The organism is Pseudomonas marginalis, assembly GCF_008692035.1.
Lineage (GTDB): Bacteria > Pseudomonadota > Gammaproteobacteria > Pseudomonadales > Pseudomonadaceae > Aquipseudomonas > Aquipseudomonas marginalis.
Genome location: NZ_VTFG01000002.1, coordinates 1,811,347 through 1,826,278, shown reverse-complemented (window position 1 = coordinate 1,826,278; position 14,932 = coordinate 1,811,347). Strand labels below are relative to the sequence as shown.

Annotated in this window: 10 protein-coding genes; 8 read left to right on the top strand and 2 right to left on the bottom strand. The window is 62.7% G+C overall.

Going from position 1 to position 14,932, the window contains the following annotated elements; genetic code table 11:
* Positions 1-179: 179 nt before the first annotated feature.
* Entirely contained in the window at positions 180-1,829 is a 1,650-nt protein-coding gene (gene aceF, locus FX984_RS28640) for a dihydrolipoyllysine-residue acetyltransferase (protein WP_027604959.1), read from the bottom strand.
* 11 nt (positions 1,830-1,840) lie between these two features.
* Positions 1,841-4,486 carry a pyruvate dehydrogenase (acetyl-transferring), homodimeric type gene (gene aceE / locus FX984_RS28635; RefSeq protein WP_027604958.1) on the bottom strand — a complete coding sequence of 882 codons (2,646 nt, stop codon included), beginning with the start codon at positions 4,484-4,486 and terminating at the stop codon, positions 1,841-1,843.
* 383 nt (positions 4,487-4,869) lie between these two features.
* Here aceE and glnE point away from each other — a divergent pair, with 383 nt between their 5' ends.
* From glnE to FX984_RS28595, 8 genes are read left to right on the top strand one after another with little or no spacing between them, the layout of a single operon-like run.
* Entirely contained in the window at positions 4,870-7,809 is a 2,940-nt protein-coding gene (gene glnE, locus FX984_RS28630; RefSeq protein WP_146476840.1) for a bifunctional [glutamate--ammonia ligase]-adenylyl-L-tyrosine phosphorylase/[glutamate--ammonia-ligase] adenylyltransferase, read from the top strand.
* A gap of 54 nt (positions 7,810-7,863) precedes the next feature.
* On the top strand, positions 7,864-8,898 hold the full coding sequence (gene waaF / locus FX984_RS28625; RefSeq protein WP_146476841.1) for a lipopolysaccharide heptosyltransferase II: 1,035 nt from the start codon (positions 7,864-7,866) through the stop codon (positions 8,896-8,898).
* Position 8,899: 1 nt separating this feature from the next.
* Positions 8,900-9,961 (top strand): lipopolysaccharide heptosyltransferase I, encoded by a 1,062-nt coding sequence (gene waaC, locus FX984_RS28620; protein ID WP_146476842.1) that lies wholly within the window; start codon positions 8,900-8,902, stop codon positions 9,959-9,961.
* Positions 9,961-11,085 carry a glycosyltransferase family 4 protein gene (locus FX984_RS28615; protein ID WP_146476843.1) on the top strand — a complete coding sequence of 375 codons (1,125 nt, stop codon included), beginning with the start codon at positions 9,961-9,963 and terminating at the stop codon, positions 11,083-11,085. Before waaC ends, FX984_RS28615 begins: the two co-directional genes overlap by 1 nt.
* On the top strand, positions 11,082-11,888 hold the full coding sequence (gene rfaP, locus FX984_RS28610; protein ID WP_115486431.1) for a lipopolysaccharide core heptose(I) kinase RfaP: 807 nt from the start codon (positions 11,082-11,084) through the stop codon (positions 11,886-11,888). The genes FX984_RS28615 and rfaP overlap by 4 nt, the downstream gene beginning before the upstream one ends.
* Entirely contained in the window at positions 11,888-12,622 is a 735-nt protein-coding gene (locus tag FX984_RS28605) for a lipopolysaccharide kinase InaA family protein (RefSeq protein WP_027604952.1), read from the top strand. The genes rfaP and FX984_RS28605 overlap by 1 nt, the downstream gene beginning before the upstream one ends.
* Complete coding sequence (locus tag FX984_RS28600; protein WP_027604951.1) at positions 12,619-13,371, top strand: lipopolysaccharide kinase InaA family protein; 753 nt, start codon at positions 12,619-12,621, stop codon at positions 13,369-13,371. The genes FX984_RS28605 and FX984_RS28600 overlap by 4 nt, the downstream gene beginning before the upstream one ends.
* The gene (locus FX984_RS28595; RefSeq protein ID WP_146476844.1) at positions 13,371-14,813 is read left to right on the top strand and encodes a lipopolysaccharide kinase InaA family protein; all 1,443 of its coding nucleotides are present in this window, start codon (positions 13,371-13,373) and stop codon (positions 14,811-14,813) included. Before FX984_RS28600 ends, FX984_RS28595 begins: the two co-directional genes overlap by 1 nt.
* The last annotated feature ends 119 nt before the right edge of the window (positions 14,814-14,932 follow it).

Sequence of the window (14,932 nt, the reverse complement as noted above, 5' to 3'; positions counted from 1 at the left end):
GGGGGTTATCGGCCGGGCGGGGGAATTCTTCAGTCAGGATGACAGAAGGTGTACAACCCTGTTCTGTCTGTAGAGAAAAGCAAAAAAAGCCCCGCCAAATTGACGGGGTTGAGGTACGAGCGTGGCGCTCGGAAATCGGTGCAACCAGGCCTCCCCGATGAAAGGGAGGCCGCTGTGGCTTACAGCAGGATGGTGCGGATGTCGTTCAGCAACTGGCTCAGGCGCTGGGTGAAGCGTGCAGCGGCCGCGCCGTTGATCACACGGTGATCGTAGGACAGCGACAGTGGCAGCATCAGCTTGGGCTGGAACGCTTTACCGTCCCAGACTGGCTGGATGGTGGCCTTGGAAACGCCCAGGATCGCCACTTCCGGCGCGTTGACGATTGGCGTGAAGCCCGTACCGCCAATGTGACCGAGGCTGGAGATGGTGAAGCACGCGCCTTGCATGTCGTCTGCGGTGAGCTTCTTGTCACGGGCTTTGGCCGCCAGTGCAGCAGCCTCGGCGGCAAGCTGCAGCAGGCTCTTCTGGTCGACGTTCTTGATGACCGGTACCAGCAGGCCATCCGGCGTGTCGACGGCAAAGCCTACGTGCACGTACTTCTTGCGAATGATCGCCTTGCCGCTTGGCGCCAGCGAACTGTTGAAGTCCGGCAGCTCCTTGAGCAGGTGCGCGCAGGCCTTGAGCAGCAGCGGCAGCACGGTCAGTTTCACGCCGGCCTTCTCGGCCACGGCTTTCTGCGCAACGCGGAAAGCTTCCAGGTCGGTGATGTCGGCCTGGTCGAATTGGGTCACGTGCGGAATGTTCAGCCAGCTGCGGTGCAGGCTTGACGCGCCGATTTGCATCAGGCGGGTCATCGGCACTTCTTCGGTCTCGCCGAAGCGGCTGAAGTCCACCACCGGGATCGGTGGAATCCCCGCGCCGCCAGTAGCAGTGCCGGCAGCCGGAGCTTCCTTGGCTTTCTGCATCATGGCTTTGACGTAGACCTGCACGTCTTCCTTCAGTACGCGACCGTGGGGGCCGGTGGCCGACACAGCGTTCAGCTCGACGCCGAATTCACGCGCCAGTTGGCGAACCGCCGGGCCTGCGTGAACCTTGGCACCGCTTGGCGCCGGTGCGGCAGCCGCAGGGGCCGGAGCGGCCTCGGCTTTTGCAGCAGGCGCAGGGGCGGCAGCGGCCGGAGCGGCTTCAGCCTTGGCCGCCGGAGCAGCAGCCGGTGCTGGAGCAGCGGCAGGCGCAGCGCCTTGTACTTTCAGCTTGAGGATGAAGTCGCCCGTGCCGACTTCGTCTTCCAGCTTGACCGCGATGCTTTCCACAACGCCGGCAGCCGGCGATGGGATTTCCATGGAGGCCTTGTCGGACTCCAGGGTGATCAGCGACTGGTCGGCTTCGACGGTGTCGCCGACCTTGACCAGCAGCTCGATGATCTTGGCCTTGCCCGACGAGCCGATGTCCGGAACATGAATGTCCTGGACAGTCGCTGCGGCTGGAGCAGCAGCCGGGGCTGCAGGAGCCTCGGCAGCAGCGGCAGGTTTTTCCGCGGCAGGCGCCGGTGCAGCAGCGGCAGCAGGAGCCGCCGCAGGGGCCGCATCAGCGGCACCTTCGATTTCCAGTTCCAGCAGTTCGTCGCCTTCTTTCAGGCGGTCGCCCAGCTTCACTTTCAGGCTCTTGACCACGCCGGCCTTGGGAGCAGGGATTTCCATGCTCGCCTTGTCCGATTCCAGGGTCAGGATGCTCTGGTCGGCTTCGACGGTGTCGCCGACCTTCACAAACAGCTCGATTACTTCACCTTCACCGCTGCCGATGTCAGGTACGCGAATGAGTTCGCTCACAAAAAGTCTCCTCAGCAGTCCAGTGGGTTGCGTTTTTCCGGGTTGATCCCGAACTTGACGATAGCGTCAGCTACCACCTTGGGTTCGATCTCACCGCGGTCAGCCAAGGCTTCCAGGGCTGCCAACACCACGAAGTGACGGTCGACTTCGAAGAAGTGACGCAGCTTCTTGCGGCTGTCACTGCGGCCGAAACCGTCGGTGCCCAGGACTTTGAATTCCTTGGACGGGACCCACTGGCGAATTTGTTCAGCAAACAGTTTCATGTAGTCGGTAGAGGCAATGACTGGACCTTTACGGCCGGCCAGGCACTCTTCGACATAGCTCTGCGCAGGCTTCTGGCCCGGGTGCAGGCGGTTGTTGCGCTCTACGGCCAGGCCGTCGCGACGCAGTTCGTTGAAGCTGGTAACGCTCCAGACGTCGGCGCCGACGTTGAACTCTTCACGCAGGATCTTCGCCGCTTCACGGACTTCACGCAGGATGGTGCCGGAGCCCATCAGCTGCACGTGGTGCGCCGCTTCCTTGGTGTCTTCTTCGAGCAGGTACATGCCCTTGATGATGCCTTCTTCCACGCCGGCCGGCATGGCTGGCTGCTGGTAGGACTCGTTCATCACGGTGATGTAGTAGAAAACGTCCTGCTGCTCTTCGGTCATCTTCTTCATGCCGTCCTGGATGATCACCGCCAGCTCATAGCCGTAGGTTGGATCAAAGGTGCGGCAGTTCGGGATGGTGGCAGCCAGGATGTGGCTGTGACCGTCTTCGTGTTGCAGGCCTTCGCCGTTCAGAGTGGTACGGCCGGCGGTACCGCCGATCAGGAAACCACGGGTACGGCTGTCGCCCGCTGCCCAAGCCAGGTCGCCGATACGCTGGAAACCGAACATCGAGTAGAAGATGTAGAACGGCAGCATCGGCTGGTTGTGGCTGGAGTACGAAGTACCGGCAGCGATGAAGGAACTCATGGCGCCCGCTTCGTTGATGCCTTCTTCGAGGATCTGGCCCTTCTTGTCTTCCTTGTAGAACATCACCTGGTCTTTATCGACTGGCTCGTAGAGCTGGCCGACGGAGGAGTAGATGCCCAACTGGCGGAACATGCCTTCCATACCGAAAGTACGGGCTTCGTCCGGGATGATCGGCACGATGCGCGAGCCGATCTCCTTGTCCTTGACCAGCTGCGCGAGGATCCGCACGAAGGCCATGGTGGTGGAGATTTCACGGTCGCCCGAGCCGTCCAGGATCGCCTTGAGGGTATCCAGCGGAGGTGTCGGGATGTTGAAGCTCTTGGCGCGGCGCTGTGGCACGAAACCGCCCAGTGCGGTACGACGCTCGCTCAGGTAGCGGGCTTCGGCGCTGTTCGCCTCAGGCTTGAAGAACGGCAGGTTCTCCAGCTCTTCGTCCTTGACCGGGATGTCGAAGCGGTCGCGGAACAGCTTCAGGCTGTCGACATCGACTTTCTTGGTGTTGTGCGCGGTGTTTTTCGCTTCGCCGGCACCGGTGCCATAACCCTTGATGGTCTTGGCCAGGATGACGGTCGGTTGTTCTTTGTGGTTGACCGCTTCGTGGTACGCCGCATAGACCTTGTACGGGTCGTGGCCGCCACGGTTGAGTTTCCAGATCTCGTCGTCGGACAGGTCGGCAACCATCGCCTTGAGTTCAGGCGTGTTGAAGAAATGTTCACGCACGAACGCGCCGTCTTTGGCCTTGTAGTTCTGGTACTCGCCGTCGATGACTTCGTCCATGCGACGTTGCAGGATACCGTCGACGTCCTTGGCCAGCAGTGGGTCCCAGAAACGGCCCCAGATGACCTTGGTCACGTTCCACTGGGCACCGCGGAACACGCCTTCGAGTTCCTGGATGATCTTGCCGTTGCCGCGAACCGGGCCGTCGAGGCGCTGCAGGTTGCAGTTGATGACGAAGATCAGGTTGTCCAGCTTCTCGCGGCCGGCCAGGGAGATGGCACCCAGGGATTCCGGCTCGTCGCACTCGCCGTCGCCCAGGAAGCACCAGACTTTCTGCTTGCCTTCCGGGATGAAGCCACGGGCTTCCAGGTACTTCATGAAGCGTGCCTGGTAGATCGCCTGGATCGGGCCCAGGCCCATGGATACCGTCGGGAACTGCCAGAAATCAGGCATCAGCCAAGGGTGCGGGTAGGACGACAGGCCCTGACCGTCGACTTCCTGGCGGAAGTTGTTCATTTGCTCTTCGCTGATGCGACCTTCCATGAACGCACGAGCGTAGACGCCCGGCGAGGTGTGGCCCTGGAAGTAGATCAGGTCGCCGCCGTGTTCTTCGGTCGGGGCCTGGAAGAAGTAGTTGAAGCCGATGTCATACAGGGTTGCGCTGGAAGCGAAGCTGGAGATGTGACCGCCCAGGTCAGAATCTTTCAAGTTCGTGCGCATTACCATCGCCATGGCGTTCCAACGTACCAGCGAGCGAATGCGGCGTTCCATGAACAGGTCGCCAGGCATGCGTGCTTCGTGGGTAACGGGGATGGTGTTGCGGTATGGCGTGGTGATGGCGTAGGGCAGTTGCGAGCCGCTGCGGGTCGCGAGTTCGCCCATACGGGTCATCAGGTAGTGAGCACGGTCTTCGCCTTCTTTGTCGAGAACCGATTCCAGGGCGTCCAGCCATTCCTGGGTTTCGACGGGATCGAGGTCTTGCATGGCTTGCTCCAGGGCGGAAAGGCTACCAGAATCGGTTGCCTGAAGTTTGCGACTGGCCTTGTGGGCAGACGACATAAATTCTTGGATGGCCGAAGGTTGCTTCGGCGTCCTGTAGTTTTACTACAAATCGTCGGCCATTTCAGCCTTTCGAATGTATATACGAGTAGTAAAACTACACAAGACCGAGCGGATTGCTCGGTCTGGCTGGTGAGCATAATCGTTATTGTTGATCTTTTGCGAACAAGAAAAGGTAGAAGTTTAATGTTGCCTGCCAAAAATTACATATTTTCAGCTATTTATCACCTTTGTTCGACAGTCCTTCATCGAGCGCGGCGCCTGCCTTCACAGCAGCAGGCCATTTACACGCCGACCAAGGATAGACCATGAGCCTTCCAACGCTGGCCGAACTGCCGGCCATTCTGTTGCCAAAGGCCCAGCGGGCCGAGCAGTCATTTCGTGACGCCGTGGCCGCGCTGGACGACGATCATGGCCTTTCTGCGTGGACGCCGCAACGGTGGGCCGACTTCGCCCGCGTGTGCGCCGCCAGTGATTTCGTCATTGAACAGAGTGTTCGTGACCCTTTGATGTTGCTCGAGCTGGCGGCCTGGGGCGAGCTGGATCGCGGCTTTGCGCCGGGCGAGCTGTGCGGGCAGATTGCCGGTGCCGTGCAACAGGCCGAAACAGAAGATGAGCTGGGCCGCGTACTGCGTCGCCAGCGTACCCGCCAGCAAGTGCGCATCATCTGGCGTGACCTGACCCGCCAGGCCGACCTGGTGCAAACCTGTCGTGACCTCTCCGACATGGCCGACGCCAGCATCGACCAGGCCTACCAATGGCTGTACCAGCGCCACTGCGTGCAGTTCGGCACGCCGACCGGGCGGCGCAGCGGCGAACTGCAGCACATGGTCATCCTCGGCATGGGCAAGCTCGGCGCGGTGGAGCTGAACCTCTCGTCGGATATCGACCTGATCTTCGCCTACCCCGAGGGCGGCGAAACCGTGGGCGTGAAGCGCTCCCTGGATAACCAGGAGTTCTTTATTCGCCTTGGTCAAAAATTGATCAAGTCCCTCGACCCGATGACCGTCGACGGCTTTGTGTTCCGTGTCGACATGCGCCTGCGCCCCTACGGTTCGGCCGGTGCCCTGGTGCTCAGCTTCAATGCGCTGGAGCAGTACTACCAGGACCAGGGTCGCGACTGGGAACGCTACGCCATGATCAAGGCGCGTGTGGTTGCCGGTGACCAGGTGGCCGGTGCGCAACTGCTCGATATGCTGCGGCCGTTCGTGTACCGCCGTTACCTGGACTTTTCCGCCATCGAGGCGCTGCGCACCATGAAGCAGCTGATCCAGCAGGAAGTCCGGCGCAAAGGCATGGCCGACAATATCAAGCTGGGCTCGGGCGGCATCCGCGAAGTGGAATTTATCGCCCAGGCGTTCCAGCTGATCCATGGCGGCCGCGACCTCAGCCTGCAGCAACGGCCGCTGCTCAAGGTGCTCGGCACCCTGGAAGGCCAGGGCTACCTGCCGCCGGCGGTGATCGCCGAGTTGCGTAATGGCTATGAATTCCTGCGTTACACCGAACATGCGATCCAGGCGATTGCCGACCGCCAGACCCAAATGCTGCCGGACAGCCCTGAAGACCAGGCGCGCATTGCCTTTATGCTCGGCTTTGCCGACTGGGCGGCGTTCCACGAGCGCCTGATGTACTGGCGTGGCCGCGTGGACTGGCACTTCCGCCAGGTGATTGCGGATCCTGATGAAGAAGAAGGCGCGGAAAGCGAGTTGGTCGTGGGCGGGGAATGGCTGCCGCTGTGGGAAGAGTCCCAGGATGAAGAGGCCGCTTGCCGTCAATTGGCTGAAGGCGGCTTCACCGACGCCACCAAGGCCCTTAAAGCCTTGGCCAGCCTGCGCAACAGCCCGCAACTGCGGGCCATGCAGCGCCTGGGGCGTGAACGCCTGGATGCCTTTATCCCGCGCTTGCTGGCCCAGGCCGTCGAGCACGCCAACCCGGACCTGGTGCTGGAGCGTGTACTGCCGCTGGTGGAGGCCGTCGCCCGGCGTTCCGCCTATCTGGTGCTGCTGACGGAAAACCCCGACGCCCTGCGCCGCCTGCTGACCCTGTGCGCCGCCAGTCCATGGATCGCCGAGCAGATCACGCGCTTCCCGCTGCTGCTGGATGAGTTGCTCAACGAAGGCCGTTTGTTCAAGCCACCGCTGGCGCCGGAACTTGCCGCTGAGTTGCGCGAGCGCCTTACGCGCATCCCCGAGGATGACCTTGAACAGCAGATGGAAGCCCTGCGGCACTTCAAGCTGGCCCACCGCCTGCGCGTGGCCGCGTCGGAAATCGCTGGCAGCCTGCCGTTGATGAAAGTCAGCGACTACCTGACCTGGCTCGCCGAAGCCATCCTCGAACAAGTGCTGGCCCTGGCCTGGCGCCAGACGGTCGCGCGCCACGGCTCGCCGCAGCGCTTGGACGGTACCTTGTGCGATCCTGGGTTCATCATTGTCGGTTATGGGAAAGTCGGCGGCATCGAACTGGGGCATGGTTCGGACCTGGACCTGGTGTTTATCCACGATGGCGACCCGCAGGCCGAGACCGACGGCGCCAAGCCGATCGACGGCGCGCAGTTCTTTACGCGCCTGGGCCAGCGGATCATTCATCTGCTGACCACCCAGACCAACTCCGGCCAATTGTATGAAGTCGACATGCGCCTGCGACCATCCGGCGCATCCGGGTTGCTGGTCAGTTCCCTCGGGGCGTTTGATCGCTATCAACAAAATGAAGCATGGACCTGGGAACATCAGGCCCTGATCCGCGCGCGGGTGCTGGTGGGCAGCCAGGATGTGGGCCAGGCATTCGAGCAGGTACGGGCTAAAGTGCTGGGGCGTGAGCGCGACTTGGCGAAGTTGCGCCAGGAGGTCAGCGAGATGCGCGCCAAGATGCGTGACAACCTGGGCACCAAGGCCACGGCGGCCGGCACCGGCGCCAATGCCTTCGACGCCACGGTGCTGTTCGACCTCAAGCAGGACGCCGGAGGTATCGTCGATATTGAATTTATGGTGCAATACGCGGCTTTGGCGTGGTCTGCGCAACATCCATCGTTGCTGCGCTACACCGACAATATCCGCATTCTGGAAGGCCTCGAGCAGGTGGGCTTGATGCCCGCCGCCGATGCCCATCTGCTGCGCGAGGTGTATAAGGCCTACCGTTCCGCCGCGCATCGCCAGGCCTTGCAGAACGAGGCCGGTACGGTACCCGGTGATCAGTTCGCTGACGAACGGCGCCAGGTGATGCGAATCTGGCAGGCGCTGGGGTTGGGTTGAAACACTATTAGGGCGGGGAGGCATAAGCCTCCCCGCATCGTTTGTGGAAACTACATGAATATTCTGATCGTTGGGCCCAGTTGGGTCGGTGACATGGTGATGGCGCAGACTCTGTTCCAGAGCCTGCGTATGCGCTACCCGGACTGCCAGATCGACGTGCTCGCCCCCGAGTGGAGCCGGCCGATCCTCGAGCGCATGCCCGAAGTGCACAAGGCCTTGAGCTTTCCGCTCGGCCACGGTGCCCTGGAATTGGCGACCCGCCGTCGCATCGGCAAATCCTTGGCGGGCCAGTACGACCAGGCGATCCTGCTGCCCAACTCGCTCAAATCGGCGCTGGTGCCGTATTTTGCCGGTATCCCCAAGCGCACCGGCTGGCGCGGCGAGTTTCGCTATGTGCTGCTTAATGATGTACGCACGCTGGACAAGGCGCGCTACCCGCTGATGATCGAACGCTTCATGGCCCTGGCCTATGCGCCGGGCGCCGAGCTGCCCAAGCCGTACCCGCGCCCCAGCCTGCAGATCGACCCGGTGACCCGCGATGCGGCACTGGCCAAGTTCGGCCTGGCCCTGGATCGTCCGGTGTTGGCCCTGTGCCCCGGGGCGGAGTTTGGCGAGTCCAAGCGCTGGCCGTCGGACCACTACGCCAAAGTCGCCGAGATGAAGATTCGCGAAGGCTGGCAGGTGTGGTTGTTCGGTTCGAAAAACGATCACTCGGTGGGTGAAGATATTCGCCAGCGCCTGATCCCGGGCCTGCGCGAAGAGGCCGTCAACCTCAGTGGCGACACGTCCCTGGCCGAGGCCATCGACTTGCTGTCCTGTGCGGACGCCGTGGTGTCCAACGACTCCGGCCTGATGCATGTGGCCGCTGCGCTGAACCGCCCGTTGGTGGCGGTGTACGGCTCCACCTCGCCGGGCTTCACCCCGCCGTTGGCCGACCAGGTCGAAGTGGTGCGCCTGGGGCTGGAGTGCAGCCCGTGCTTTGATCGCACCTGCCGCTTCGGCCATTACAACTGCCTGCGCCAATTGCTGCCGCAGCCGGTAACCGATGCCTTGCAGCGGTTGCAGGGCGACGTGGTCGAGGTTCACTGAGTTGCGGGTACTGGTAATCAAGACCTCATCCCTGGGCGACGTGATCCACGCCTTGCCGGCACTGACTGACGCGGCACGGGCGATCCCCGGCATTCGCTTCGACTGGGTGGTGGAAGAAGGCTTTGCTGAAATCCCCACCTGGCATCCGGCGGTGGACAAGGTGATCCCGGTGGCGATCCGCCGCTGGCGCAAGAACCTCTGGGAAACCTTCAAGAGCGGCGAGTGGCGGCGCTTCAAGCAGCAAGTCCAGTCGACCAAGTACGATCTGGTGATCGATGCCCAGGGCCTGTTCAAAAGCGCCTGGCTGACCCGGTACGTGCGGGCTCCGGTGGCCGGATTCGACAAACACTCGGCCCGTGAGCCGATTGCGGCGCGCTTCTACTCGCGGCGCCTGGCCGTGGCCCGTGGGCAGCATGCGGTGGAGCGCTTGCGCCAACTGTTCGCCGTGGCCCTCGGCTATGACTTGCCCAAAGGCTTGGGCGACTACGGCCTCAGCACCGAAAAACTGCTCGGCCTGCCGCCGAAAAAGCCCTTCGTCCTGCTGCTGCACGGCACCACCTGGGACACCAAGCATTGGCCCGAAGCCTACTGGCGCGAATTGGCTGAACGTATGGGCCGCCTGGGCGTGGACGTGAAGTTGCCGTGGGGCAACGCCGCCGAAAAGGCCCGGGCGGAGCGCCTGGCCCAAGGCCTGAACAACGCCGAAGTGCTGCCCAAGCTGAACCTGGCCGGCGTGGCCCGGGTATTGGCCGGCGCCCGCGCCTGTGTGGCGGTGGACACCGGACTCGGGCATTTGGCGGCGGCATTGGATGTGCCGACCATTTCCCTGTTCGGCCCCACCAACCCCGGGCTGACCGGCGCCTACGGCAAGGGCCAGATTCACCTGGCCAGCGACTTTGCCTGTGCGCCGTGCCTGCAAAAACAATGTACCTATCAACCGACGGCCGACGACCTGCGTCGGTTCGACATCAAGCGCGAGTCGCCCCTGTGTTTCACGCGCCTGAACCCTGAGCGTGTGGCAACCCGGCTGAGCACGTTGTTACTGGCTGAGGAGCTGCACTGATGCAACTGGCTTTTGTTCTGTACAAATATTTCCCCTTCGGCGGCCTGCAGCGCGATTTCATGCGCATCGCCCTGGAGTGCCAGCAGCGCGGCCATCAGATTCGTGTCTACACGCTGATCTGGGAGGGCGACATTCCGCCCGGCTTCGAAGTGCTGGTGGCGCCGGTCAAGGCGTTCTTCAACCATCGGCGCAACGAGAAGCTCAGCGCCTGGATGGAGGCCGACCTGGCCAAGCGCCCGGTGGACCGCCTGATCGGCTTCAACAAGATGCCTGGCCTGGACGTGTACTACGCCGCTGACGGCTGCTTCGAAGACAAGGCACAAAACCTGCGCCATTCGCTGTACCGCAGTTTTGGCCGCTATCGCCACTTTGCCGAGTACGAGCGCGCGGTGTTTGCCAAGGACGCCAAGACCGAAGTCTTGATGATTTCCGAAGTGCAGCAGCCGCTGTTCATCAAGCATTACGACACGCCGCTGGAGCGTTTCCACCTGCTGCCACCGGGCATTGCCCAGGACCGCCGCGCGCCGCCGAATGCGGCCGAGATTCGTGAAGGCTTCCGCAAGGAGTTCAACCTGGGCGATGACGACCTGCTGCTGGTGCAGATCGGTTCCGGCTTCAAGACCAAGGGCGTCGACCGCAGCCTGAAAGCGCTGGCCGCATTGCCGGCTGAGCTGAAAAAACGCACGCGCCTGTTTGTCATCGGCCAGGACGACCCCAAGGTATTCCAACTGCAAAGCGCCACCCTCGGGCTGGGCGATAACGTGCAGTTCCTCAAGGGGCGCAGCGATATTCCGCGTTTCCTGCTGGGCGCCGACCTGTTGATCCACCCGGCGTACAACGAAAACACCGGCACCGTGTTGCTCGAAGCCCTGGTGGCCGGGTTGCCGGTGCTGGTCTCGGCCGTATGTGGTTATGCCCATTACATCGCCGAAGCCGACAGCGGCCTGGTGCTGGACGAGCCGTTTGAACAGGCTCAGTTGAACCAGTACCTGGCGCAGATGTTGACCGATTCTGCACAGCGCGCGGCCTGGGGCCGCAATGGGTTGGCCTTCGCCGAGACGGCCGACCTCTACAGCATGCCGCAGCGCGCTGCGGATGTGATCCTGGCGGAGCCAAAACGATGAAGTTGATTCTTGCCGAACCGTTCAAGACGTTATGGGCCGGGCGTGACGCCTTCGCCGAAGTCGAGAAACTACAAGGCCAGGTATTCCGTGAACTGGCGGCGCGTCGCACGTTGCGCACCGAGGTGGATGGCCGCCCGTATTTCGTCAAAATCCACCGCGGCATCGGCTGGGCGGAAATCTTCAAGAACCTGATCACCGCCAAGCTGCCGGTGCTCGGCGCCGGCCTGGAATGGGATGCCATTCACCGCTTGCAGGCGATCGGCGTGCCGACCATGACCGGCGTGGCTTTCGGCGAAAAAGGCAGCAACCCGGCGGACCAGCACTCGTTCATCATCACCGAAGAGCTGGCGCCGACCATCAGCCTTGAAGACCTGACCGTCAACTGGGTCGCCGAACCGCCCACACCTGCACTGCGCCATGCACTCACGGCCGAACTGGCGCGCATGGTCGGGGACATGCACCGGGGCGGCGTGAATCACCGCGACTGCTACCTGTGCCACTTCCTGCTGGACACGTCCAGGCCGATCGATGCACGCAACATCAAGCTCTCGGTGATCGACCTGCACCGGGCGCAAATGCGCGCCCATCTGCCGCTGCGCTGGCGCGACAAGGACCTCTCAGCGCTGTACTACTCAGCGTTGGACATCGGCCTGACCCGGCGCGATAAATTGCGCTTCCTCAAGGGCTACTTCCGCCAGCCGCTGCGCCAGGTCCTGGCCGAGCAATCGGCGTCCCTGAGCCTGATGCAGCGCAAGGCCGACAAGCTCTACGCGCGCAAGCAACGTTATGGGGATGCGATCTGATGGCGGGTTGGAACCTGGAGCCTGCCTACGCCGCACTGGCGGATGATTTTGGAAGCCTCGAAGCGGTATTTGCCCTGCAAGGCGAGCGGCTGACACGCGACCCGCTGTCGGAAGTGATCCGGGTGGAGCGTGGCGGGGTCAACTACTACGTCAAACGCTACACCGGCGCCGGCAAGGGCCTGCGGCGCTACCTGGGCAAGCCGCGGGTCAAGTCCGAATGGCAGAACCTCAAGCGCTTCGCCAAGTGGGGCATTCCCACCGCCGATGTGGTCGCCTGGGGCCTGGAGCGCAGCGGCCTGGCCTATGATCGTGGCGCAATGATCACCCGCGAGTTGCCGAGGACCGAAGACCTCTCGGTCCTGGCCGAACGTAAGGATGCGCGCCTGCGCGACCCCAAGTGGGTCAACGCGGTCAGCCGCCAGCTCGCCGAATACACGCGCACCATGCACGATCATCGCTTTACCCATAACGACTTGAAGTGGCGCAACCTGCTGATCGACGACCAGGCCACCCTGTACCTGATCGATTGCCCCAACGGCGATTTCTGGCGCGGTTTCTGGCTCAAGTATCGCATCACCAAGGACCTGGCCTGCCTGGACAAGGTGGCCAAGTATCACTTGTCGGCCACTCAGCGCCTGCGCTTCTACATGCAGTACCGTGGGTGTCGGCACCTGAGTGAGTCGGACAAACGGCGGATTCGCCACGTAGTGAAGTTTTTCGAGGGACGTGAATGAGTGATTTCCTGGCGGCTGAAGATCGCGCCCTGCTGGAGCGCCACGGCCTTGCGACCTTCGACGCCCTGTGGGCCAGGCAACTGGACGCGGTGGACGAGCCGAACACCAGTCGTGGCGGCTGGAGCAGCGTATTTCGCCTGGAACTCGACGGCCACGGCTATTACCTCAAGCGCCAGAGCAACTACCTCACGCGCAGCTTGCACCGGCCATTGGGCGAGCCCAGTTTCTCCCGCGAGTTCCGCAACATCAGCCGTTACCGCAAGCTCGGGATCCCGGCGTTGCAGGCGGCGTTCTACGGCGAGCGCAAAGTCGCCGGTGAGCACCGCGCGATGCTGCTGACCCGTGCCCTGGACGGCTGGAATGACCTGGATTCGTTGCTGGAGCAATGGGCGCAACTCAGCGATGCCCAGCACCGCGCGATCCTGCTGGCCTGCGGTCAACTGGCGCGCCGGTTGCACAGCGTCGGCCAGGTGCATGGCTGTTTCTACCCCAAGCATATTTTCCTGCAGGCCACCGGGGACGGCTACGCCGCGCAGTTGATCGACCTGGAGAAAACCCGCCCGCTGCTGTTCGGCTGGCGTGACCGGGTCAAGGACCTGGAGCCGTTGTTGCGCCGGGCACCGCAGTGGTCGGACGCACAGGTGCGTCAATTGCTGGCGGCTTACCTCGATCAGCCCGAAGGCAGCGCGCTCGTCACCACCTGGCTGCAACGCCTGACGAAGCGGCGTAGCCACAAGGAGAACCGCTGATGCGCCTGTCCGAGTTGAAAAACGCCGGCCGCACGCCGAGCCTGCCCCTCACTATCGACCTGGCGGATGCCGCCGGCCCTGGCCAACTGCAACTGCTGAGCCTGTTGCGGGTGTTGCCGGGCGAGCGTTACGTGGGCGCGGCGATCTGGCGCGGGCGTCCGGTGCTGGCCAAGTTATTGGTGGGCGGCAAGGCCGCGCGGCATTTCCAGCGTGAACTCAGCGGCGTACGCCTGCTGGCCGAGCAAGGCCTGACCACCCCGCTGTTGCTCGCCGATGGCTTGCAGGACGGCGAGGGCGGCTGGCTGCTGTTCGAGTTTATCGAAGGTGCCGAGAGCCTGGCCGATGCCTGGCACGCCGTTGAAGCGCTACCGCCACTGGCCGACGAGCAAACCGCCGTGCTGGCCGAGGCCCTGGGTGCGATCGGCCAGATGCATGCCAAGGGCCTGTGGCAGGAAGACCTGCACCTGGACAACCTGCTGCGCCGGGACGGCAAGCTGTACTTGATCGATGGCGCCGGCATTCGTGTTGAAGAGGCGGGCAAGCCCCTGTCGCGCGACCGTGTGCTGGAAAACCTCGGGGTGTTTTTCGCCCAGTTGCCGAAAAACCTCGAGCCGTTTACCGAAGAACTGCTGGTGTACTACCTGCTGAGCAACGGCGAGCACGCCTTGCCCCTGCAAGCCCTGGAAAAACAGGTGCGCAAGGTCAGCGCCTGGCGTTTGAAGGACTTGTTGAACAAAGTGGGGCGCGACTGCACGCTGTTCAGCGTGGTGCGTGGCGCCTTTGCCTTGCGCGCGATCCGTCGCGAGGAAGAGCCGGCGATGCTGCCGGTGCTGGAGCAGGCGGATGCGTTGCTCGACCAGGGCCACCTGTACAAGACCGGTGGTGCGGCCAGCGTGGCCAAGGTCGATGTGGCCGGCCGGCCATTGGTGATCAAGCGCTACAACATCAAGGGCTTCGCCCATTGGCTCAAGCGCTTCTGGCGCCCGAGCCGCGCCTGGCATTCCTGGCGCGAAGGCAATCGCCTGGCGTTCCTCGGCATCGCCACGCCCAAGCCGCTGGCCGTACTGGAAAAGCGCTTTTTCTGGCTGCGCAGCCGCGCTTACCTGGTCACCGAATACCTGCCGGGCCCGGACATCATCGAGCGTTTCGCGCCCTATATCGAACACGGTGACGCGCCGGAAAACGAACTGCTGGCGCTGGACCAGTTGTTCGCCGAGCTGATTCGCGAGCGCATCAGCCATGGCGACTTCAAGGGCCATAACCTGTTCTGGGATAAGGATCGCTGGTCACTGATCGACCTCGACGCGATGTGCCAACACAGCTCTGCCGCCAGCTTCGCCCCGGCGTATGCCAGGGACCGTGCGCGGTTTATGCGGAACTGGCCTGAGAGTAGTGCGTTGTATCAGCTGATTGATCAGCGTTTGCCGAAGCAACCGACCTGATCGTTCCCTCCCAGGGTGAACGATCAAGAGCTGTTGCCTGAGCAACAGTTATCAGGCAGTTGTTGCCCCAGAACGACAGTCCGCCTTCATGCGGAAACGTTACCCCCTTGATTTAATGC